At 56.1% G+C, this 21,058-nt stretch carries 19 protein-coding genes; 12 read left to right on the top strand and 7 right to left on the bottom strand.

The window, feature by feature from the left end; all coding sequences use genetic code 11:
* Window positions 1-33: 33 nt before the first annotated feature.
* A complete protein-coding gene (locus AC3WQH_RS19100; protein WP_005832193.1) occupies window positions 34-1,452 on the bottom strand; it encodes a YfcC family protein in 1,419 nt (472 codons plus the stop codon).
* Between the two features lie 180 nt (window positions 1,453-1,632).
* Complete coding sequence (locus AC3WQH_RS19095; protein WP_005832195.1) at window positions 1,633-3,654, bottom strand: sigma-54 interaction domain-containing protein; 2,022 nt, start codon at window positions 3,652-3,654, stop codon at window positions 1,633-1,635.
* Window positions 3,655-3,881: 227 nt separating this feature from the next.
* Between AC3WQH_RS19095 and AC3WQH_RS19090 the strand changes: the two genes are divergently transcribed.
* Window positions 3,882-4,553 (top strand): LytTR family DNA-binding domain-containing protein, encoded by a 672-nt coding sequence (locus AC3WQH_RS19090; protein WP_005832196.1) that lies wholly within the window; start codon window positions 3,882-3,884, stop codon window positions 4,551-4,553.
* A 150-nt stretch (window positions 4,554-4,703) separates the two neighbouring features.
* A complete protein-coding gene (scpC, locus tag AC3WQH_RS19085; protein ID WP_005832198.1) occupies window positions 4,704-6,215 on the top strand; it encodes a succinyl-CoA:acetate CoA-transferase ScpC in 1,512 nt (503 codons plus the stop codon).
* Window positions 6,216-6,390: 175 nt separating this feature from the next.
* Here scpC and AC3WQH_RS19080 read toward each other — a convergent pair whose 3' ends face one another.
* The 5 genes from AC3WQH_RS19080 to AC3WQH_RS19060 all read right to left on the bottom strand — a co-directional run bounded on the left by AC3WQH_RS19080 (window position 6,391) and on the right by AC3WQH_RS19060 (window position 9,391).
* Window positions 6,391-6,705 (bottom strand): MFS transporter, encoded by a 315-nt coding sequence (locus tag AC3WQH_RS19080; RefSeq protein WP_286086041.1) that lies wholly within the window; start codon window positions 6,703-6,705, stop codon window positions 6,391-6,393.
* Between the two features lie 199 nt (window positions 6,706-6,904).
* A complete protein-coding gene (locus AC3WQH_RS19075; RefSeq protein WP_005832200.1) occupies window positions 6,905-7,681 on the bottom strand; it encodes a pirin family protein in 777 nt (258 codons plus the stop codon).
* Window positions 7,682-7,740: 59 nt separating this feature from the next.
* On the bottom strand, window positions 7,741-8,127 hold the full coding sequence (locus tag AC3WQH_RS19070; RefSeq protein ID WP_005832202.1) for a DoxX family protein: 387 nt from the start codon (window positions 8,125-8,127) through the stop codon (window positions 7,741-7,743).
* Between the two features lie 77 nt (window positions 8,128-8,204).
* Window positions 8,205-8,831, bottom strand: coding sequence for an FMN-dependent NADH-azoreductase (locus AC3WQH_RS19065; RefSeq protein WP_005832203.1), 627 nt, complete (start codon window positions 8,829-8,831; stop codon window positions 8,205-8,207).
* Window positions 8,832-8,956: 125 nt separating this feature from the next.
* The gene (locus AC3WQH_RS19060) at window positions 8,957-9,391 is read right to left on the bottom strand and encodes a MarR family winged helix-turn-helix transcriptional regulator (protein WP_005832205.1); all 435 of its coding nucleotides are present in this window, start codon (window positions 9,389-9,391) and stop codon (window positions 8,957-8,959) included.
* Window positions 9,392-9,568: 177 nt separating this feature from the next.
* Here AC3WQH_RS19060 and AC3WQH_RS19055 point away from each other — a divergent pair, with 177 nt between their 5' ends.
* From AC3WQH_RS19055 to AC3WQH_RS19010, 10 genes are all read left to right on the top strand, one after another.
* Entirely contained in the window at window positions 9,569-10,669 is a 1,101-nt protein-coding gene (locus tag AC3WQH_RS19055; RefSeq protein ID WP_026558312.1) for a carbohydrate kinase, read from the top strand.
* Between the two features lie 3 nt (window positions 10,670-10,672).
* On the top strand, window positions 10,673-11,599 hold the full coding sequence (locus tag AC3WQH_RS19050; protein ID WP_005832208.1) for a pseudouridine-5'-phosphate glycosidase: 927 nt from the start codon (window positions 10,673-10,675) through the stop codon (window positions 11,597-11,599).
* A gap of 203 nt (window positions 11,600-11,802) precedes the next feature.
* Window positions 11,803-14,220: a heavy metal translocating P-type ATPase gene (locus AC3WQH_RS19045; RefSeq protein ID WP_005832210.1), complete on the top strand. Its 2,418-nt coding sequence runs from the start codon at window positions 11,803-11,805 to the stop codon at window positions 14,218-14,220.
* 68 nt (window positions 14,221-14,288) lie between these two features.
* Complete coding sequence (locus AC3WQH_RS19040) at window positions 14,289-14,489, top strand: copper ion binding protein (protein ID WP_005832212.1); 201 nt, start codon at window positions 14,289-14,291, stop codon at window positions 14,487-14,489.
* 249 nt (window positions 14,490-14,738) lie between these two features.
* The gene (locus tag AC3WQH_RS19035; RefSeq protein WP_005832214.1) at window positions 14,739-15,560 is read left to right on the top strand and encodes a PHP domain-containing protein; all 822 of its coding nucleotides are present in this window, start codon (window positions 14,739-14,741) and stop codon (window positions 15,558-15,560) included.
* Window positions 15,536-16,318 (top strand): sugar phosphate isomerase/epimerase family protein, encoded by a 783-nt coding sequence (locus AC3WQH_RS19030; protein ID WP_005832216.1) that lies wholly within the window; start codon window positions 15,536-15,538, stop codon window positions 16,316-16,318. Before AC3WQH_RS19035 ends, AC3WQH_RS19030 begins: the two co-directional genes overlap by 25 nt.
* Window positions 16,319-16,333: 15 nt before the next feature.
* Complete coding sequence (gene surE, locus AC3WQH_RS19025) at window positions 16,334-17,113, top strand: 5'/3'-nucleotidase SurE (RefSeq protein WP_005832217.1); 780 nt, start codon at window positions 16,334-16,336, stop codon at window positions 17,111-17,113.
* Window positions 17,114-17,148: 35 nt separating this feature from the next.
* Window positions 17,149-18,231 (top strand): ABC transporter substrate-binding protein, encoded by a 1,083-nt coding sequence (locus AC3WQH_RS19020; protein WP_327953442.1) that lies wholly within the window; start codon window positions 17,149-17,151, stop codon window positions 18,229-18,231.
* Window positions 18,221-19,963: an ABC transporter permease gene (locus AC3WQH_RS19015; RefSeq protein WP_338136495.1), complete on the top strand. Its 1,743-nt coding sequence runs from the start codon at window positions 18,221-18,223 to the stop codon at window positions 19,961-19,963. The genes AC3WQH_RS19020 and AC3WQH_RS19015 overlap by 11 nt, the downstream gene beginning before the upstream one ends.
* Window positions 19,960-21,015 carry an ABC transporter ATP-binding protein gene (locus AC3WQH_RS19010; RefSeq protein WP_221843339.1) on the top strand — a complete coding sequence of 352 codons (1,056 nt, stop codon included), beginning with the start codon at window positions 19,960-19,962 and terminating at the stop codon, window positions 21,013-21,015. Before AC3WQH_RS19015 ends, AC3WQH_RS19010 begins: the two co-directional genes overlap by 4 nt.
* Window positions 21,016-21,058 lie beyond the last annotated feature (43 nt).

Genomic DNA, 21,058 nt, shown 5'->3' with positions numbered 1-21,058 from the left:
TTGTTTTGAAAAAGGTGTGCGTCGTCTTTAGCTCTAGGAAACGCCGATGGTTACAGCGACGATCAGGGCGATGGCGGCGATGACGGCCCAGCCGAGAAGCAGCTTCCAAATGAACTTGACCCATTTTTCATACGGAATGCCAGCGACAGCCAGATAGCCCATCAAGGCAGAAGAAGTCGGAATGATCGAGTTCGTCACCGCATCCCCGTACTGGAAGGCAAGGACGGCGACCTGACGGGAAATGCCCAGCAGGTCGGCGATTGGCACCATGATCGGCATCGTTGTCGCCGCTTGGCCGCTGCCGGACGAAATGAACAGGTTCAACACCGCTTGAATCAGGAACATGGCCAGCACGTTGATGGCATCCGGCAAATGGCCGATGGCGGAAGTCAGCGCGTAAATCATCGTGTCGATAATTTTTCCTTCTTCCAGCACGACGGTGATCGCCCGGGCGAAGCCGACGATCAGGGCGCCGAAGGTAACGGCTTTGGCGCCAGCGACAAAGGAGTCAAACAGCTTGTTTACATTCAGCCCGCCGACAAGCCCGGCAACCAGTCCCATGATTAAAAAGGAAGCGGTAAGCTCGGTCAGGAACCATTCGTACTCGAACACGCCGTAGACGTTGAAGGAGAGTCCACAGACCATGACCAGAAAGACCAGCTTGTGGCGTCCGTTGAGATCGGGAATTTCGACGGCGACTTGTTCGTCGCTTTCCTTTTGCTCGATCGCGTAAATGACGCTCTTGGTCGGGTCTGCCTTCACCCGGTAGGCGTAGCGCATGACGTACCAGATGGCAAAGCCGAGGACAAAGACGTACACGATAGCGCGGAAGGTCAGACCGGAGAAGAGCGGCAACTGCGCCAAAGACTGGGCGACCCCTACCGTGAACGGATTGAGCATGCCGCCCATGAAGCCGGCCGCTGCCCCCATCGTAATCATGGCGGTACCTGTTACGGCGTCAAAGCCCATTGCGCGGGCGAGAGCGATGCCGATTGGCACGAAAATAATGCTTTCTTCCGCCATCCCCATCGTGAAGCCGCCGATGGAGAAGAGGAACATGGATGCGGGGATCAGGAGCTTTTCCCTGCCTTCCAGATAGCGGACGCCTTTGTTGATGCCCGCCTCAATGGCCCCCGTCTGGCGGATGATTCCGAAAACGCCGCTGACGATGAAGATGTAAAAGATGATTTGCGAGCCTTTTTGCATCCCTTCAGGAATTGCTTTGAACATGTCGAAAAAGCCGACAGGGCTGCTCTCGACAGCGTGATAGCTGCCGTTTACCACGATGGTTCTGCCCGAGGCGTCGTCCTTGATGCGTTCGAACTCGCCTGTCGGAAGCACGTAGGAAGCAAGCGCTGCCAAAATGATGATGATAAAGAGAATGGCATAAGTGTGCGGGACGGAAAAACGTTTTTTGGCTGGCGCTGCTGGAGAAGAATGTTTTGTAGCCATGAGGTCACCTCGCTTTTTTGCCTTTTCTATAAGCAAGTGGCGTGCCAACTGTCGAAATTTCGCGAAAAAAGGCGTTTTCATTGGACGGAGGGTGGCAGCGTCCAAACGAAAACGCACTCTTTAGGAATGTTTATTAGGATTTATTCGTCCTAATACAACCTAATATTCATTTGCCTTGCACTATATTTTTCCATATTTCCTCAACATTTCGATGCCGTCACGGGTGATCGAGGTTCCTTGACGGGTTGTGCCTGAGCGCACCAGTCCAAGCTGCTCAAGCTGTTTCAAGCGGTTGCGTAGCGCGCTTTCCGTCCAGCCGTTCGCCTGCAGGACGGGGGTGTGCGCCAGTTGGTAGCGCCCCACTGGTTTGTTGGCGAGGTAATATTGATACAGTCCGAGCAAAATATCCAGATTCCGCTCATCCTCGAGAGGCACGGCCGCCGCTGCGGATTGCTTTTGAAATATCCGCTCGGTCAAACGCTTGGGCAGGTCGGCAATGCCGATGACAGGATGCTCGCTTACCGTAATGGCGTAGTCCACGACGTTTTTCAGCTCGCGAATGTTGCCTCGCCAGTCGTGGGCGAGCAACAGCTCCATGACTTCCGGCGACCAGCTTTTGCGAATCCCTTGCTGCTTCAAGTGATCGTCAATCAGCAGCGGAATGTCGCTCGTTCGCTCGCGCAGCGCCGGGATTTCGATGGGCAGGACGGCCAGCCGGTAAAACAAGTCTTCGCGAAAAGCGCCATCCCGGACGGCATCCTCCAGATTGCGGTTGGTGGCAGCGATCACCCGGCAGTCTACGGACAAAATCCCTGTGCCGCCGACGCGGATCACTTGCTTTTCCTGCAGGACGCGCAGCAGCTTGACCTGGATCGCGGGGGAGATATCGCCAATCTCGTCGAGAAAAATCGTGCCGCCATCCGCCTGCTCGAACAGTCCGGGCTTGCCTCCTTTGCGCGCGCCTGTGAAGGCTCCGTCCTCGTAGCCGAACAGCTCGCTCTCCAGCAAGTTTTCCGGCAGGGAGGCGCAGTTGATCGCGACAAACGGGCCGTTTTTGCGCAGTGAATGCTGGTGGATCGCGTGGGCGAACAGCTCTTTGCCCGTCCCGTTTTCACCCGTGAGCAGGATCGTCTGGTTGTTTTTCGCCATCTTTTTGCTAAGCTCGATGGCGTGCAGGAGCGGCTGGCTGCTGCCTTTTATATCAGCAAACGAGTAGGTAGCGGTGTGGCCGCGCAGGGCGAGCTGGGTGCGCAGGCGCTGGATTTCCGTCACGTCTTTCAGCGTACAGACGAAGCCGAGATGCTCATGGCTGCGGCGAATGCTGTGGCTGCTGACGATGAATTGCCGCTGGTCGATGGCGATGAGCGCATCCTCCTGCCCCTCCTGTTCAAAAAAGGGGGCGAGCAGGCCGTGTTCCTTGAGGATCGTATAAGGCTTGCCGATAACGACCGATTCGTGCGGACAGAACAGCTCGACGGCGACATCGTTAATGAACGTGATTAGACCGTCCTCATTACAGGCGATGACCGGATCCTTCACCGCCTGAAAGGTGGATTGAAGCTGGCTGTTGAGCTTTTGCACTTCGGCGTAGGAAGTGCCGAGCATTTTGGCCAGCTCGGACATTTCCACGATGAAGGCGGAGAGGTATTGCCGCTCCCATTCAATCGGGACGCCCACCTTGCGCCCGGTATCAATCAGATCGTGAATGCTGATTTTGCGAAAGCCGAGGTCGATGACTTCCACGTGAGGGGGCAGCGGCACATCGGGAATGCTCATGATGATCGCATACCGAAAGCGCTCCTCGAACGTACTGCCTGGGTGAAAAGGGACGTAATTCAGGTGGTCAATCTTGACTTCCAGCAAGTTTTGGATGACCTCCTGGGCTGTGACCGGCGAGTTGTTCATGACAGGCACGGTCGTTCCGGGCGGGATTTGCATCAGCGCCTTTATTTTGCGCAGTTCAAAAAAACGGTTCAGCACGGTAATCGGGACCGTTTCGGGGACGGCCTGACGGGCGATCGTGTACAACTCAGGCGCCCTGGTCGTAATGAAGACGTGGGACACCCCGGAGAGGTCAGGGATTTGTTCGTGGCTGGCAAAGCCGATGACCTTGCAATAAGGCTCAAAATACGCCCGCAGCTCCTTGAGCAGAAAAGCGAGCGTGTCGGTTCCTTTTGCAATCAAGACAATGGTGTGGTCCATGGTGCACCGCCTTTTTTTGTACAGACTAAAGCTTTCGCCAATGGCTTGGCGCTGCCAAGTTTTCGCAAAAAACTGTTGATACCATGATAGCACAACGGCTGTCCCGCAACGGATGGATTCCCTTGTCTGAGCAGGAAAGACAAGGATTGATCTGCCGGGAGGGAAGTGTGGTTTAATAGAAGAAAGAGAAAAAAGAAAAAGAGTGAAGAGGAGCAGGAGGATTCAGCATGGAGAACAAGATTGTTCCAGAAATGCTGCAGATGATTGGCCAAGCTGTGCCGGAAGAAGTGTCGATTGCGATCTCGGACGGCACCCAATACTTGTATTATCAGCCAAGCTCAAACATTGATCTGAAAATCTCCCCGGGCGACCAGGTCCCGATTGGCTCTGCCACGCACAAGGCGCTGATGGAGAGAGGAAAAGTCGGACATCAGGTGGAGAGCCGCATTTTTGGCGTGCCGTACTACGGTTTGTCGCTGCCGCTGTTCCGCGGTGGAGAGGTCATGGGCTGTATTACCGCCATCTATCCTTTGCAAAGCGTTCCGTTGGCTAATCCGCAGCCAAGGCTGTCGTTTTTGATTGGAAAAGGGGAAGATGGCTGGCTGCCGATTCCGCTGCACGAGATTGTTTACATCAGCTCGCACGAGGGCAAGACGCTGCTGCATTCGGCAAGCGGGTCGTACCCGAACAAATACAGCATGTCCGAGCTGGAATACATGCTTCCGCCTGAGCGGTTCGCGCGTTGCCATCGCTCTTATTTTGTCAATCTGGAGTCCATCGGCTTTATCCATCCGCATTTCCATTCGACTTTCATGCTGGAGATGAAGGACAAGCAGAAGACGAGAGTTCCCGTGAGCCAGACGTATGCCAGCACGTTCCGGCAACTGCTCGGCTTCTAGCTTTTGCAGGCCCCTTGCCAGTGAGAATGGTTCGCTGTCTTTTTTGCTAACTCGCTGCTCAAATATTCTGCTTTGTTGAAAATCGAGTGCCCGCTCAGAATTCTTGTGCTAGTGTATGAACAAGAAAAGATGGCATAGGGGGTCACAATGATGTGGGAGCGCTTACGCGATAAAAGATTGGCAGATAAAATCGTGACGGCTGAGGAAGCAGCGAGTTGGATCGAGGATGGCATGACAATCGGGTTAAGTGGTTTCACTCGTGCAGGGGATGCCAAGGTTGTACCGCTCGCATTGGCAGAGCGAGTCAAACAAGACAACAAGCCTTTTGGCGTGAATGTATATACAGGAGCTTCGCTCGGATCAGACGTGGACGCTGTCATGGCGGAGGCGGGCATTGTCAACAAGCGGCTGCCTTTTCAAGCCGATCCGGTCATGCGCAAAAAAATTAACGACGGCAGCATGATGTTCGTGGACCAGCATTTGTCCCACACCGCCGAGCTGATTCGCCAAGGAGCGATGAGTGCGATTGATTACGCGATTGTGGAAGCGGTTGCAATCACAGAGGACGGCATGATTATTCCCGCCACTTCTGTCGGCAACTCGAACATTTTCGTCGATTACGCGAAGCATGTCATCATTGAATTGAATCTCGCCCAGTCCGCTGAGTTGGAGGGCATTCACGATATTTACACGCCAGCGAGCCAGGGAGCGCGCGAGCCGATTCCGCTCACGGCGGTAGACCAACGGATAGGAACAGCGGGCATTGTGGTCGATCCCGAAAAAATCAAAGGCATTGTGTTGACGAACCAGTTGGATTCGCCGTCGACAATCGTCGAGCCGGACGCGGAGACGGCTGAAATCGCCGCTCATCTGATCGCGTTTTTGCGCGAGGAAGTCAAGGCGGGACGGCTGCCGGAAAATCTCGCGCCGCTGCAATCGGGTATCGGGTCTGTCGCCAATGCCGTGTTCAACGGTTTTCTCGACTCCGAGTTCACCGATCTGACCGTTTACTCGGAAGTACTGCAGGACGCGGTCTTTGACCTGATCGACGCGGGGAAAATCTCGTTTGCTTCCGGTTGTTCGATCACGCTGACGGCTGACAAAATGCAGTACGTCACCGAACATTTTGCCAAATACCGCGACAAGCTGCTGCTGCGTCCGCAGGAGATCACCAACCATCCGGAAATCATTCGCCGCCTGGGGCTGATCGCCATCAATACGGCGATTGAGGTGGACATCTACGGCAACGTCAACTCGACGAACGTTTCGGGCAGCAAGATGATGAACGGGATCGGCGGATCTGGCGACTTTGCCCGCAATGCGCGTCTGGGCATTTTCGTAACCAAGTCGATCGCCAAAGGCGGAAAAATCTCCAGCATCGTGCCGTTTGCCTCCCATGTCGATCATACGGAGCACGACGTCGACATCATCGTCACCGAGCAAGGGCTGGCTGATTTGCGCGGGCTGGCACCACGCGAGCGCGCCTTGAAAATCATCGAAAACTGCGCGCATCCAATGTACCGTGAGCAGCTTAAAGCGTACTACGAAGAAGCGCTCACTCGCGGCGGGCACACTCCGCACGTACTGGAAAAAGCATTTTCCTGGCACGTGCGCTACGCCGAGGAAGGAACCATGCTGGAGCAAAAGCCGGCGCTGGTGTAAGTTGTATCGAACCGTATCATAGAAACAAACCCGCTCGGGCGCTGCTGCCTGGGCGGGTTTTGCTTTGAAAAAAGCGGGCGCGCCCGCCAGAACGCGAGCAGTTGCTGCTCTAGCGGGTGTTGTGAGTAACGCAAGTGATTTCTGTTTTTTCGCGTCTGCGGTTGCCAGACCTTGCTTACGCGCTTTTCGCCTTTCGCGCCTCTTTTGGCTGGGCAAACGAAGCCAGGGCAAAGCCGAAGCCCGCGAGCACGAACAGACCGCCGACCCAGCTTATGTGCCAGATTGCCGCATGGTTGACGATGACGCCGCCAAGTCCCGCGCCCAGCGCCAGCCCGAGCTGAAAAACGGATGTATTGATGCTGAGCGCCACTTGCGAAGAGTGCGGGGTCAACGAGATCAAGTAATACTGCTGGGCAGGGACGGTCGTTTGCACGGCAGCTACCCAGAGCATGACGGCGACGATTGAGCCTGCCAACAGCTTTGTCGACATCGGCAAAAAAAGCAGGACGACCGCATGGAGCAGCAGGCTATTCCTATACGCTGATCGTGCTGACGGCGCCGTTTGAGCAAAAAATGATGATGGAGGAAGAGAAGATTTTTTGAAGGCGGCAGAAAAGGCGAAAAGGACCGTCACGACAAGGTGAAGGTCCAAGGTTTATCCATGCATAAGGGCGGTTTTTCAGACAAGGTTACTTGCGGTAGAGCGGGTAGTCTACTTCCAGCGGAACTTGAATGAGCACGATCCGCAACGGCGCATCTGCTTGCGCCTGGTAAGTGACGCTTGCTGTTTCTGCTTCCGCAGAGATTACGACAAAATCTCCTTTGTGTGCGACGGTCGGCGGCTCGCCCGCTTCACTGTGCCCGCCAACGCTTCCGCTTCCTTCCACGACGACGACAGCGTGGGCGTAGCCGGCCGGAAGTTGCAGCGAGTAAGCTTTGCCTGCGGGAATCGCAATATCTTTCATGAGCGAATCGGTCACGAGCGAGATGGGGGCAGCGGGACCGATGATGTTTTTCACCCGTACGCCATCCGCCGTCTCGGTCGGAAACTGCTCGTGGTCGTACTGGTTGTACGTCGGCGGGTTTTTGGTCGTTTTGGCGAGGTGCGGCTCAAACCAGATCTGGAACATCTCGGTATCCTTGCCCAGCTCTTCGGCATGGTAAGCGCCTGAGCCTGTTTGCATGATCTGCGCACCGCCCGTAGTGACCTGCTGCAAATTGCCCAGCGTGTCCCGGTGGCCGACTGTACCTTGCAGGACGTAAGACAAAATTTCAAAGCCGGAATGCGGGTGCAGGGGAATCTCGAACGTTTTGAGAGATTTTGCCCACGCCCAGTAAAAAAGCGGTCCAACCCGTTTTACAACGGAGCCTTCATGAGGGAAGCCAATCGGTTTGTTTTCTACGATTTCACCGTCGCCAAAATGTCCTTTTGCTTGTTCGTTTTGTGTGTAGACGCGGATTTTCATCTGTTGTGTCCTCCCTTGGTGGAATGCTGGCTTACGGGTACGGATTTACGAGCGGTTGCTTAAAACAAAACGTATGCGCCTGGACCGATCAAAGCGACACCGATAGCGACCGCGATCAAGGTCAGATTGTACTCATAGCCGTTTTGCGTTACCCAATATCCATTTTGACCGTGAACCTTCACAATCGCAACAAGCATTGTGAAGACGATGAGCAGAGCGCCAACCCATGTGCCGACACCTGCCGCGAACAGCAAGCCGCCGACGAGTTCAGCCAATCCGGCAAGCAGCGCCATGGTCACACCAGGCTTCACCCCGATAGACTCCAGCCAGCCGCCTGTGCCTTTCAGACCGTAACCGCCAAACCAGCCAAACAGCTTTTGCGCACCGTGACCTGCGAACGACAACCCAACAACCAAACGAATAATCAGCAAACCAAGATCCATCATTTTTTCATCTCTCCTTAATTGTTTTAAATTATAGTATTTTAAATTTGAGATATTTGGACAAGAAAGGCTGGCGGGCCTTAGAAGGTTTCCGCCAGTTTTGCTGCTTTTTCTATGCCTGCTGCTACGATTTCTTCTGCTTTGTCAGGGAATTGGTTGTGACCTTCTACGATCACTTCGGTAATATTGCTGATTCCCCAGAAGCCAAGCACCGTGCGAACGTAGCGGTTAGCCAGCTCGATTTCTGCCATTGGGCCTTCGGAGTAAACGCCGCCGCGTGCGCTCAACAGCGCCACTTTTTTGTCGCCCATCAGTCCTACAGGGCCTTCCGCGGTGTATTTGAATGTTTTGCCTGCTTGAGACAGGTAGTCCACATAGGTGTGCAGCACAGCCGGAACGGTGAAGTTCCACATTGGGAACGCGATCATCACTTTGTCAGCGTCAGCGAATTGGTTCAAATATTTGTTGACCAGCTCTGCGCCTTTTTGCTCTTCGGCAGTCAGCTCCATGCCGCGGCCTGCCTTGAACATAGCCGTGAGCAGATCGTTTCCGTAGTAAGGAAGGTTTTCTGCGAACAGGTCCAGCTCGGCGATTTCGTCGTTTGGATGGTTTTCTTTATACGATTGGACGAAAGCCTCGTACAGCTTTACACTCACAGCCTGTTCAACAGGGCGATCATTTGCTTTAATGAAAAGTACTTTACTCATGAGAAATTTATTCTCCTTTCTTTTCGTAAGCATCTAACTTCAAATGCGTAAATCTTGATTTCAAGATTATTATGTGCTAAACGTTTTGTCAACACTTTTTTTGCACCTGTTGGGTGCTGCTCAGTCTAATACGTATCCTGAGCAGCACGTCCCAACTTTTTTAACAAACCGATGGCTTGCTGCTGTTCTTCGGGAGTGAGTCCTGCGACCGCTTTTTCAATCGCCTGCTGGTGGGGAGGGAAAATCTCTGCCAAAAAGGCGTGTCCTTTCTCGGTCAGCTCGGCGTAAATGACGCGGCGGTCGGCCGAACAGGGCTTGCGAATCAGCAGTTGCTTCTTTTCTAGCTTGTCCACAACGTACGTGATATTTCCGCTGGAGATCAGGATCTTTTCGCCAATTTGCTGCAAAGGCTGCGGGCCTTTATGGTAGAGTACTTCCAGGACGCCGAACTCTGTCGGGTTCAAACCGTGCTGGCGGATGTGACGATTGGAATGGGCGGTCACCCAGTTATACGATCGCGACAAGACGACAAACAGGTCGAGGGCATTGTTTCGCTCCATGAAAAAGCCCTCCTTTCCATCGAAATTTCAATATCTTGAATTTAAGACAATCCTACATGATCTCGTTTGCCTTTGTCAAATGGCGAAAATGATTCCTTTGCAAAACAAAAGTTTCTGTGATAGACTTTTGTTTGTGAACGAAGCTGTGAATGCTAATCAGAAGAAAGGAGGATGACCGTGGAAAAAGACATGTTGATCCTTCACCACATCCGGCAAAATCCGTTCATCTCCCAGCAGGAGCTGGCTGACTTGATCGGGATTTCGCGTTCGGCTGTTGCCGGGTACATTGCCCAGTTGACCAAGCGTGGCGAGATCAAAGGCAGAGCGTATATATTGCGCGACGAAGGCATGATTGCCTGCATCGGCGGAGCGAACCTCGACCGGAAAGCGCGCGGCAAGCAAGCGGTGCGGCTGCACTCTTCCAATCCGGTCACGATCATGGAGTCGTGCGGCGGGGTGGCGCGCAACATTGCGGAGAATCTCGGCAGGCTCGGATGCAATACGTCACTTTTCACCAGTGTCGGTGAGGACAAGGAAGGCGAGTGGATTTTGCAGGAGACGAAAAAGCACGGCGTAGACATCAGCCAGGTGTGGCGTCTGCCGATGCAGCGCACAGGGACGTACACCGCGCTGCTCGATATAGATGGAGAAATGGTCGTATCGTTGGCCAACATGGATATTTACGACGCGCTCACGCCGGAAATGTTCGCGGAGAAATGGTCCCACCTTGCCGCAGCCCACGCGATTTTTATTGATACGAACATACCGGGGAATTGCCTGGCCTACATTATCGGCCGGTGCCGGGAGGAGAACATTCGACTTTTCGTTGACCCGGTCTCTTCTGCAAAAGCGAAAAAGCTCCCACAGCAATTGGACGGAGTAGAAGCGATCCTGCCCAATCGGGAAGAAGCGGAGCTGCTGGCTGGCATGGCGATCCGCTCGATTGAGGATTGCGCAGAGGCGTGCCGCAAAATCAGGGAGCGAGGCGTCAAGCACGTCATCGTGACCATGGGCGAAGCGGGCATTTACTATCAGTCGGAGGACGTATCGGAGCACATGGCGCCGTATCCGACTGAAGTGGTAGATGTGACAGGGGCGGGAGATGCGTTTGCATCCGGCCTGCTGTATGGAATCGTAAACGGAGAGTCGTTCCAGACAGCTTGCCGTCTCGGACTGGCTGCCTCGGCCTTGACCCTGCAAACAGAGCAATCCGTTTCTCCCTTATTAAAACCGGAACAACTGCAACTGACCGTTGAACAATACGAAAAGGAGCGATAAATGATGAAACAATACTTGACCTTTACAGAGGAAGTACGCCACGCCCTGGAGAACAATTTGCCGGTCGTTGCCCTGGAGACGACGATTATCTCCCACGGCATGCCATATCCGCAAAACATCGAGATGGCAAAAGAAGTCGAGCAAATTATCCGCGACAACGGTGCGGTACCTGCGACCATCGGGATCATGAACGGCAAAATCAAGATCGGCTTGACCGAGAGCGAGCTGGAAGAGTTCGCGACCAACAAGTCGGTAGAAAAAGTGAGCCGCCGCGACTTCCCTTACATTTTGGCTAGCGGCAAAATCGGCGCGACGACTGTAGCGGCTACGATGATCGCAGCAGACCTGGCGGGCATCCGCATGTTCGCGACTGGCGGCATCGGCGGGGTACACCGTGAAGGCGAAATCACCTGGGACGTATCCGCAGACCTGACAGAGCTGGCGCAAACGAATGTCGCGGTTGTGTGCGCGGGGGCGAAGTCCATCCTCGACATCGGCCGCACACTGGAATACCTGGAGACACAAGGGGTTCCGGTAGTCGGCTACCGCACTTCCGAGTTCCCGTCCTTCTTCGCCCGCGAAAGCGGATTTGGCGTAGACTTCCGCCTGGATACGCCGGAAGAAGTAGGGACCCTGATGAACACCAAATGGAACCTCGGTCTGAACGGCGGCCTGATTATCGCCAACCCGGTGCCGGAAGCGGATGCGCTTGACCACAAGCAAATCGAGGGCGTGATCTTGCAAGCGCTCAACGAAGCGAAGGAAAACAACATTGCGGGCAAAAAAGTAACGCCATTCTTGCTCGACAAAGTGAAGCAGTTGACCGCAGGCAAAAGCTTGCAGACCAACATCGCGCTGGTGCGCCACAATGCGGAGGTAGCGGCGAAAGTGGCAGTAGCGTACCAGCAAGCAGTGAACGAAGGAAAATAAGCGAAGAACAGACAAGCCCCCGGTGGTATCCATCGGGGGTTTTTGCGTTGGTTTCGGGGCACAATCGAGGGGCGGGAAAAATTTGTACCAAACTACTTGATATACCCTATGGGGGTATTGTATAGTGAAGGTGTGATAAAAAATAAGCCTCAGGGAAACAATACGATAAATTATACCCCGTGTGGGTATGTGGAGGAATTGGTATGAGTGTCAAAACGGCAGAAGCTACAGTTCCGATTTCCGGGATGACGTGTGCGGCCTGCGCGCTTCGTATTGAAAAAGGCTTGCAGAAGCTGGATGGCGTCGAGACAGCCAATGTGAATCTGGCGTTGGAAAAATCGACGGTCGTCTTCGATCCGGCGAAAACGAGCCTCGACGATATTCGCTCGAAAATTGAAGCACTTGGCTACGGCGTGGCCGCAGACAAGGTAGAGCTGAACATCACAGGCATGACGTGTGCAGCCTGCTCGACCCGCATCGAGAAAGGCTTGAATAAAATGCCCGGCGTCCTGAAGGCGAACGTGAATCTCGCCATGGAAACGGCCACGATTGAATACGATTCGGCGCAGGTGGGCGTGGGCGATCTGGTTCGCCAGGTGGAAAAGCTCGGGTATCAGGCGGCCCGCAAGGAAGAAGGCAAAGAAGAGGAACAGGTCGATCGCCGGATGGCAGAGATCAGGCGGCAGACGCAAAAGTTCTGGATTTCACTGATCTTTTCGCTGCCGCTGCTCTGGTCGATGGTCAGTCACTTTTCCTTCACCTCGTTCATCTGGCTGCCGGACTTTTTGATGAATCCGTGGGTGCAGCTCGCTTTGGCGACGCCTGTGCAGTTCATCATCGGGGCGCAGTTTTACGTCGGGGCGTACAAAGCGCTGCGCAACAAAAGCGCCAACATGGATGTGCTTGTCGCGCTGGGCACTTCGGCTGCCTACTTTTACAGCCTGTACGTGGCGATTTCTTCCATCGGTTCCCACGCGCACATGCTGGAGCTGTATTTTGAAACAAGCGCGGTGCTGATTACGTTGATCCTGTTGGGCAAACTGTTTGAGGCGAAGGCAAAGGGACGTTCCTCGGAAGCGATCCGCAAGCTGATGGGCCTGCAAGCCAAAACGGCGGTAGTCATTCGCGATGGCGTAGAAATGACGATCTCCGTCGAGGATGTGCGGCCGGGTGACGTCGTGTATGTGAAGCCTGGCGACAAAGTGCCTGTCGACGGCATCGTGCTGGAAGGCCAGTCTGCGGTGGATGAATCCATGCTGACGGGAGAGAGCATCCCGGTAGACAAAGCGGCTGGCGATACGGTCATCGGGGCCACCTTGAACAAAAACGGCTTCCTGAAGGTCACCGCGACCAAAGTCGGCAAAGAAACGGCTCTTGCGCAAATCATCAAGGTCGTGGAAGAGGCGCAAGGAACAAAGGCGCCGATTCAGCGGCTGGCTGACAGCATTTCCGGGATTTTCGTTCCCATCGTCGTCGGGATTGCTGTTGTTACTTTTCTCATCTGGTATTTCGCCGTGATTCCCGGCAACTTCGCCGAGGCGCTGGAAAAGGCGATTGCCGTACTGGTGATCGCTTGCCCGTGCGCACTTGGTCTGGCTACCCCGACCTCGATCATGGCTGGCTCCGGACGCGCCGCCGAGCTAGGCATTCTGTTCAAAGGCGGAGAGCATTTGGAAACTGCGCACCATCTGGACACGATCGTCCTCGACAAGACGGGGACCGTCACCAAAGGAGAGCCTGAGCTGACAGATGTAATCCCCGTTGATTTTGCCGAACAGGAATTGCTGGCACTGGTGGGGGCGGCGGAGAAAAACTCCGAGCATCCGCTGGCCCAGGCGATCGTTCGCGGCATCGCGGAAAAAGGCGTGGCGCTCTCCGAAACCAGCTCGTTTGAAGCGATCCCCGGCTTTGGCATTCGGGCCACAGTTGAGGGCAAGGACGTGCTGGTCGGCACCCGCCGTCTGCTCGAGCAGCATCACGTGTCGTACCAGTCGGTGGCAGATGCCATGCTCTCGCTGGAGCAGGCGGGAAAAACGGCGATGCTGGCTGTCGTGGACGGCAAGCTGGCCGGGTTGATCGCCGTGGCCGATACGATCAAGCCGACCTCGAAGCAAGCGATCGCGCGGCTGAAAGCAATGGGCTTGACGGTCATCATGATGACCGGCGACAACCGCCAAACTGCGGAGGCGATCGCCCGCGAGGCAGGAATCGAGCGCGTCATCGCCGAAGTCCTGCCCGAAGGCAAGGCCGCCGAAGTGAAAAAGCTGCAAGCCCAAGGCAAAAAGGTCGCCATGGTCGGCGACGGAATCAACGACGCCCCGGCGCTTGCCACCGCTGACATCGGCATGGCAATCGGAACCGGGACGGACGTGGCGATGGAAGCGGCCGATATCACGCTCATGCGCGGCGAGCTGACCAGTGTCGCCGACGCCATCGAAATGAGCAAGCGCACCATTCGCAACATCAAGCAAAACTTGTTCTGGGCTTTCGCCTACAACACATTGGGCATTCCGTTTGCCGCCCTGGGCTTCCTCGCCCCGTGGCTCGCCGGAGCGGCAATGGCCTTCAGTTCCGTCTCCGTCGTGCTCAACGCCCTGCGACTGCAGCGAGTGAAGCTGTAAGCCAAAAAACAGCAACAAGCGGCATTGTCCGCATCCCTATACACATAAAACCAAAGGAGAGATTGAGAATGAAAAACGTCACATTGAACGTAGAAGGCATGTCTTGCAACCATTGCGTGAACGCTGTGGAAAAAACGTTGAAGGAGCTTGGCGCAGAGGGAAAAGTCAACCTCGCAGCCAAAACAGTCGAGGTTTCTTATAACGAAAGCACTCTGACGCTGGAAGCGATCAAGGAAGCTATCGAAGAGCAAGGATACGACGTCGTTTAATAGCTGTCAGCACGCTAAGCCTCTGCCTGGACTACGAGTTCGGGCGGGGGCTTTTTCTTTTTGTAAAGACTTCGTAAATCGTTAACACAACCTCAATATTCCGCCAACCGAACAACTGAAAACCCGCATAGACACGCGCCTCTCCTTTATCAAACCTTGTCGCCCGCTTTATACGACCTTCAAAAACGGCAGTTACAATGAAATCAAACGAAAGCAAACAAGTCGGACAAGAACAGGAGGAATGGTCAGATGATGGACTTGCACATGCACACCACCGCTTCTGACGGGAAGCTCGCTCCCGCAGACCTGCTCGTCTGGGCCAAGCAGCGGGGCGTGACTCATCTAGCCATTACAGACCATGATACCGTCGATGGATATCTGCTGGCTCGCGAAGACGCCGCACGGCTCGGCCTGGCGCTCCTGCCGGGAATCGAGTGGAATACGGACGGCCCGGAAGACGAGCTGCACATTTTGGGCTACGGCTTCGACATGGCCGACCCGCGGCTTTTGCACGTCATGGACAGGCGGCAGCGGGAGCGGATCGAGTGGATCGCCGAGATGATCGAGCGCTGTAACCGCTTGGGCGTGGCGATCACCATGGAAGAATGTGCAGCGCGGGCAAAAGGCGGCGTGATGGTGCGCACGCACGTGGCAGAAGCAATCGCCGAGCGCGGCTACAGTCCCACGCCGCAGGCTGCGTTCGAGACGTATTTGCGCAAAGGGTGCGCGGCGTACGTGCCCCGGCCTTCTTTTTCCGCACGCGAAGCGATCGAACTTACGCACGAGGTAGGCGGGATTGCGGTCTTGGCTCATCCGGGTATCTACTCCTTTGAAGTGAAGCTGGAGGCGCTGCTCGCCTATGGCCTCGACGGCATCGAGGTGTATTATCCGAAACATTCGGCGGCGCAGACGGCATTTTGGGAGCGGCAGGCCAAAGCGAATCACCTGATCTGCTCGGGAGGCAGCGACTTTCACGGGCACCAGTCGCGCAACCCGTATCCGGTCGGCAGCGTGCCCATCCCGGCTGAAGTAAAGGAGTGGTGGAAATGCTGTATGTTTCATCAACATTGATGTGGGCGTACCCGGTAGAGGCAGCGATCCTCATCGCCCGGCAATACGGCTTTGCCGGGATGGAAGTCTGGGCCGAGCACGTCTGGTTCCACCAAAGCCACCCGCGAGAAATCCAGCAGGCAGCCAGGCGTGTGGGCATGAAGCTGACCTTGCATGCGGCGAGCTGGGATTTGAACCTGTGCTCGCTGAACAGCGGCATTCGCAAGCAGTCTGTCGAGGAAATCAAGCGTTCTTTGGCGCTTGCGGGCGAGATCGGGGCGAAAAGCGTCACGATCCATCCGGGCCGTGTGACCTTGACGCACAAAAACCGGGAATGGCACGAGGCCGTTCTCGTCGAGGGCCTGAACGAGCTGGCGCAAGAGGCGATGAGACAGGGCCGCGTGCTCTCGATCGAGCATATCGAGCCGATGCCCAAGGAACTGATCGTGACGCCGCAAGACTTGAACAGGCTGCGCGCCGCGCTCGATTACCCGACGGCAGCCACCTTTGACATTGCGCACGTACCTCTGACCTGTTCCCTGCCGCAGTTTTTCCGGGAACTGGAGGGAGTCGATAAAATTCACGTGAGCGACGCGACGGCGACGAAGCTGCACGTGCCGCTCGGAACAGGGGAAATTGATCTGGAAACGATCTGGCCGTTGCTGCTTGCCGCAGACAAGCCTCTGGTCGTCGAAGGCTTCGACGATGCGCGGAATTTGTCCCAGCTCAAGCAAAACCTGCTGTATTTGCAGCAAGGAAACTGTGTCTCATTTGGATAGGAGGTCTGTATTGTTTTGAATATTCTTGTAACGAATGACGATGGCATTTTTGCAAGCGGCGTGCTGTGCCTGGCGCAAGCCTTGCAGCCGTTCGGCAACGTCTCCATCGTCTGCCCGGACCAGGAGCGCAGCGCGATCAGCCATGCGATCACGTTGAAATCCCCTGTAAAAGCGAACAAAGTGAACTTTTTCGATACGTCGCTCGAAGCCTGGGCGGTCAACGGCACTCCGGCTGACTGCGTGAAAATGGCAGTCGAGGTGATTCTCAAGGACAAGCCGGACGTGATCGTATCCGGAATCAACCGCGGCCCGAACCTGGGACGGGATGTGTTTTACTCCGGCACGATCTCGGCGGCGATTGAAGGAGCGATGTATCAGATTCCTTCCATTGCCGTGTCGCTCGCCACGCTCAAGCCAAGCCCGAACTTTTCCATCGTCGAGCCGCTTGCCTACGACGTGTTTGAGACGCTGCTGCGGCACAAGCTCAGCCCGGAAGCGGTGCTGAACATCAATTTGCCGTATTTGTCCAAGGAGATGGTAAAAGGCGTGGCCGTCACGCCGCTCGCGATGGACGTGCTGCGCTACCAGTACGTCGGGTTGAACGACCCGCAAGGCTACTTGTGCTACTGGCTGTCCGACCATTTGAGCGAGTTGCACTTCGAGGACGAGGAATCGGATTACTACAAGCTGCGTGACGGATTTATCACGATTACACCGCTGCAATTGAACATGACGAACACCGCCATGAAGGCCAAGATCGGAAAATGGTTTCAAACCGCGAAGCAAAGCTCTTAACGAAGCACGCCTACTTGAATCAGGAGGAATGAAAAATGAAACGTGTTCTGTTGCAAAAATGGACTCTTTCCTTGTTCGCAGCCGCATCGGTCTTCGGACTTGCCGCTTGCGGTTCCCAGCCTTCTTCGTCGACACCGTCGCAGCCAGCGCCGCAATCGGCTCCAACGGCCGCGCCAGCGGAGCCTGCTTCGGCCAAAGTAGCGGGGACGCTGAGCTTTTACACGTCCCAGCCGGATGCCGACGCGGCTGCTTTGATCGACGGTTTTTCCAAAAAGTATCCTGACGTAAAAGTAGAGCTGTTCCGCTCGGGGACAGAGGAGGTCATCAGCCGCTTGCAGGCGGAGGCACAGGCGGGACAAGTCAAGGCGGACGTGCTATTGGTCGCGGATGCGCCGACCTTTGCCAGCCTGAAAAAACAAGATTTGCTCCTGCCATACGCATCGCCTGAGGCGGCGGACATTCCGGCAGAGTGGAAGGACGCGGACGGCGCGTACACCGGAACAAAAGTGATGGCGACTGTGCTCGCGGTCAACAGCAGCAAAGTCAAGACGCTCCCGGATAGCTGGAAGGTGCTGACCAGCCCGGAGGCGGCAGGCAAAGCGATCATGCCAAGCCCGCTCTACTCGGGAGCGGCGGCGTACAACGTAGGCGTACTGACGCGGCAAAACGATTTTGGCTGGGACTACATTGCCGGGCTGAAGACAAACCAGATGACCGTCACAAAAGGGAACGGCGCCGTGCTCAAAAGCGTAGCGGGCGGCGAAAAAGACTACGGCATGGTCGTCGATTACCTTGTGGCTCGCGCGAAAAAAGAAGGCTCGCCAGTCGAACTGGTGTACCCGAACGAGGGCGTGCCTGTCATCACCGAGCCGATTGGCATCATGAAGGCGACGAAAAACGAGGCTGCGGCAAAAGCGTTCGTCGATTACGTCCTCTCGGAAGAAGGACAAAAGCTCGCCAGCAGCCTTGGCTACACGCCGATCCGCAAAGGCGTCGAGGCACCGGAAGGCTTGCGCGCGCAAGACCAGATCAAGGCGCTTTCTGCGAATATTGACGAGCTGGAAGCAGCGAGAGAAGCGGACAAAAAGAAATTTGGAGAGATGATGGGTGGCAACTAACTGGCAGACGGCGGTGAGCGAGAGGCAGATGGGGGAGCGGCGCAAATTCGCCGCCTCCCTGTCGTTGGACAAGGCGGCTACGTGGATCGTGCTGGTGCCGGTCGCCTTCTTTTTTGTCTATCCGTTGTGGAAGCTGATTGCGCTGAGTGTACAAACAGAAGCAGGGCTGGGGCTGCGGTATTTTGCAGAAGTGCTCGCCAATGCCCGGACGTGGGAGGCGGTCGGACATACGATTACGGCGGCTGGCCTCTCCACGCTCATCTCCATTGGGCTGGGCGTGTCGCTGGCCTGGCTGTGCGCCTATACGGACATACGCGGGAAGGCCGCTATTCACGCCCTCGCTCTGTTGCCGCTGCTCATTCCCTCCTACGTGATGACGTTGGCCTGGACGCAGTTGGCAGGGCCGCAGGGCGTGCTGAACCGGGCAGCGAGCTGGCTTGCGGGAGGGCCAGTCGAGTTGTGGAACGTCTACGGGCTTGACGGCATCGTCGTCGTGATGGGGCTGACTCACTATCCGCTGGTGTACATGCTGACGCTGTCCGTGCTGTACCGGATTCCAAAGGAGCTGGAATGGGCGGCGCATTCCTCTGGCGCGAGTGCGCGAACGGTATTTGCCCGGGTGACGCTGCCGCTCGCCTTGCCGGGCATCGCCGGGGGAGGGCTTTTGGCCTTTATCTCCGGGCTGGACAACTTCGGCATTCCGGCATTTTTGGGCATCCCGGAAAACATCGCGGTGCTCAGCACGCTCATTTACGAAGAAGTCATCGGATTTGGGCCGAGCGCTTTTGCGCGGGCGGCTGTCCTGTCTGTCCTGCTCGGCGTAATCGCGCTTGCGGGGACAGGGCTACAGTGGGGGTTGCTGCGAAAAAGCCGCGTCGACCAGACCAGTGCCGAGGACAAGTCGATCCGGCGTTCGCTGGGCAAACATCGGTTGGCAGTGGAGATTGCCGTCGGCGGCTTTTTGCTCGTGACGAGCGTGCTGCCGCTGTTGTCCATGGCGGCAAACGCCTTCGTCAAAGCGTACGGCTTGCCGTTTGTCCCGGAAAATTTGACCTGGAAGCATTTTGCCTTCGTGCTGTTCGACCACGCGGGCACGCGGGGGGCGATCGGCAACAGCCTGATGCTCGCCAGCATGGCAGGTGTCTTGTGCGTTGTGACCGGTACGCTGTTCGCCTATTGGCGCATCCATAAACCGTCTGCGGCGGGCAAAGCGATGGAAGGCGTCGTGGCGCTGCCGTATGCGTTGCCGGGCATGGTGCTGGGGCTGGCGATGATTTTGACCTGGATCGAGCCGATTCCCGGTTGGCAGCCAGGGGTGTACGGAACCGTCTGGCTCATACTGATCGCTTATGTGACGCGCTTTCTCATTCTGCAGGTGAAAAGCAGCACCGTCTCGATCATGCAGGTAGGCAAGGAAGTGGAGGAAGCGGCGCGCATCAACGGCGGGCGTTTCTGGACGAGGTGGCGGCGAATTTTGCTGCCGCTCTATGCGCCGGGGATGGCGACTGGTTTGTTTTTGGTCTTTCTCACCGCCTTTACGGAACTGACGATATCGTCGCTCTTGTGGACGTCCGGTTCGGAAACGATCGGCGTCGTCATTTTCAGCTTTGAGCAGGCGGGCTCCACTACCTACAGCACGGCCCTCTCTACCGTGATTGTAGTGGCTATTCTGCTGGCGCTGGCAGGGGGCAGCCTGTGGAAACGATACTGGCAACGGAGGATCGAACGATGAACAGTGCGCGTGTAGTAGGGGTATCGAAAAAATTCGGCGGTGTGACGGCGCTGCACCAGCTCGATTTACAGATCGGCCAAGGCGAATTTGTCGCCCTGCTCGGGCCGAGCGGCTGCGGCAAAACGACGCTCTTGCGGCTGTTGGCCGGGTTTGAATCGCCGACGAGCGGTGAAATCTGGATCAACAACGAGTGTGTAGCCGATGCCAGCAAGCGTAAGCCGCCAGAGGAGCGGCGGATCGGCATGGTGTTTCAGTCGTTCGCGCTCTGGCCGCATTTGACGGTGTACGAAAACGTGGCGTTTCCTTTGCAGCATCAACAGCAGGTGCCGGAGGCGTTCAGGCAAAACCCGAAGGCGCGCGTAGCGCAGATGCTGGAGATGGTCGGGCTGGGGGGAATGGGGGAGCGCTTTCCGAGCCAGCTTTCCGGCGGGCAAAAGCAGCGTGTCGCCCTGGCGCGGGCCATCGTGTTTAACCCGACGCTTTTGCTGATGGACGAGCCGCTGAGTAGCCTCGACGCAGAGCTGCGCATGCAGATGCGCAAAGAAATCCAGTTCATCCACCGCGAGCTGGGAACGTCGATTGTTTACGTGACGCACGATCAGTCAGAGGCGCTGGCAATGGCGGATCAGATCGTCGTGATGAAGAGCGGCAGAGTCGAACAGGCGGGCACGCCGCACGATATTTACTACGCGCCCGAGTCGCCGTTTGTCGCCAAGTTTGTCGGCAGGGCCAACTTTTTAAAAGGAAGCTGGGCCGCTCCGGGCACGTTTTTGCTGGAAAAGCACGGGGCGCCAGCGCTGCCGATCACCGTTTCCCGCGACTTCTCCGCTTTTTATGCCCAGCAAGTATTGCCTGTGCGCCCAGACCAGCTCAAGCTCTCCGCCTGGCAGCCAGGCGCGGACGGGATTGTCGGGAAGGTCGTTCACGTTCAGTTTCAGGGGCGCGAGCTGATTTATTCGATCCGCGTCGGGGAGGAAGAATGGGAGGTCGTCACCGATATCAGCGAGCGTTTTGCGTATGACGAGCCGGTGCAGGTTGAGGTGTGCTTGTAAAAAAGCGAGGCTTCGCACTGCACGCGCAGGCGAAGCCTTCTGC

It is taken from the genome of Brevibacillus sp. FW301-21C12A, assembly GCF_058788915.1.
The sequence above is the reverse complement of the archived record's forward strand: the minus strand, read 5'-3'. Positions and strand labels throughout refer to the sequence as shown.

Bases quoted from the DNA above. Each gene is read 5' to 3' on its own strand.
- AC3WQH_RS19040 (WP_005832212.1), top strand. From the start codon at position 14,289: ATGAAAAACGTCACATTGAACGTAGAAGGCATGTCTTGCAACCATTGC.
- AC3WQH_RS19100 (WP_005832193.1), bottom strand. From the start codon at position 1,452: ATGGCTACAAAACATTCTTCTCCAGCAGCGCCAGCCAAAAAACGTTTT.
- AC3WQH_RS19065 (WP_005832203.1), bottom strand. From the start codon at position 8,831: ATGAGTAAAGTACTTTTCATTAAAGCAAATGATCGCCCTGTTGAACAG.
- scpC (WP_005832198.1), top strand. From the start codon at position 4,704: ATGTGGGAGCGCTTACGCGATAAAAGATTGGCAGATAAAATCGTGACG.
- AC3WQH_RS19095 (WP_005832195.1), bottom strand. From the start codon at position 3,654: ATGGACCACACCATTGTCTTGATTGCAAAAGGAACCGACACGCTCGCT.
- AC3WQH_RS19075 (WP_005832200.1), bottom strand. From the start codon at position 7,681: ATGAAAATCCGCGTCTACACACAAAACGAACAAGCAAAAGGACATTTT.
- AC3WQH_RS19045 (WP_005832210.1), top strand. From the start codon at position 11,803: ATGAGTGTCAAAACGGCAGAAGCTACAGTTCCGATTTCCGGGATGACG.
- AC3WQH_RS19035 (WP_005832214.1), top strand. From the start codon at position 14,739: ATGATGGACTTGCACATGCACACCACCGCTTCTGACGGGAAGCTCGCT.
- AC3WQH_RS19060 (WP_005832205.1), bottom strand. From the start codon at position 9,391: ATGGAGCGAAACAATGCCCTCGACCTGTTTGTCGTCTTGTCGCGATCG.
- AC3WQH_RS19090 (WP_005832196.1), top strand. From the start codon at position 3,882: ATGGAGAACAAGATTGTTCCAGAAATGCTGCAGATGATTGGCCAAGCT.
- AC3WQH_RS19080 (WP_286086041.1), bottom strand. From the start codon at position 6,705: ATGTCGACAAAGCTGTTGGCAGGCTCAATCGTCGCCGTCATGCTCTGG.
- AC3WQH_RS19070 (WP_005832202.1), bottom strand. From the start codon at position 8,127: ATGATGGATCTTGGTTTGCTGATTATTCGTTTGGTTGTTGGGTTGTCG.
- AC3WQH_RS19020 (WP_327953442.1), top strand. From the start codon at position 17,149: ATGAAACGTGTTCTGTTGCAAAAATGGACTCTTTCCTTGTTCGCAGCC.
- AC3WQH_RS19050 (WP_005832208.1), top strand. From the start codon at position 10,673: ATGAAACAATACTTGACCTTTACAGAGGAAGTACGCCACGCCCTGGAG.
- AC3WQH_RS19030 (WP_005832216.1), top strand. From the start codon at position 15,536: ATGCTGTATGTTTCATCAACATTGATGTGGGCGTACCCGGTAGAGGCA.
- AC3WQH_RS19010 (WP_221843339.1), top strand. From the start codon at position 19,960: ATGAACAGTGCGCGTGTAGTAGGGGTATCGAAAAAATTCGGCGGTGTG.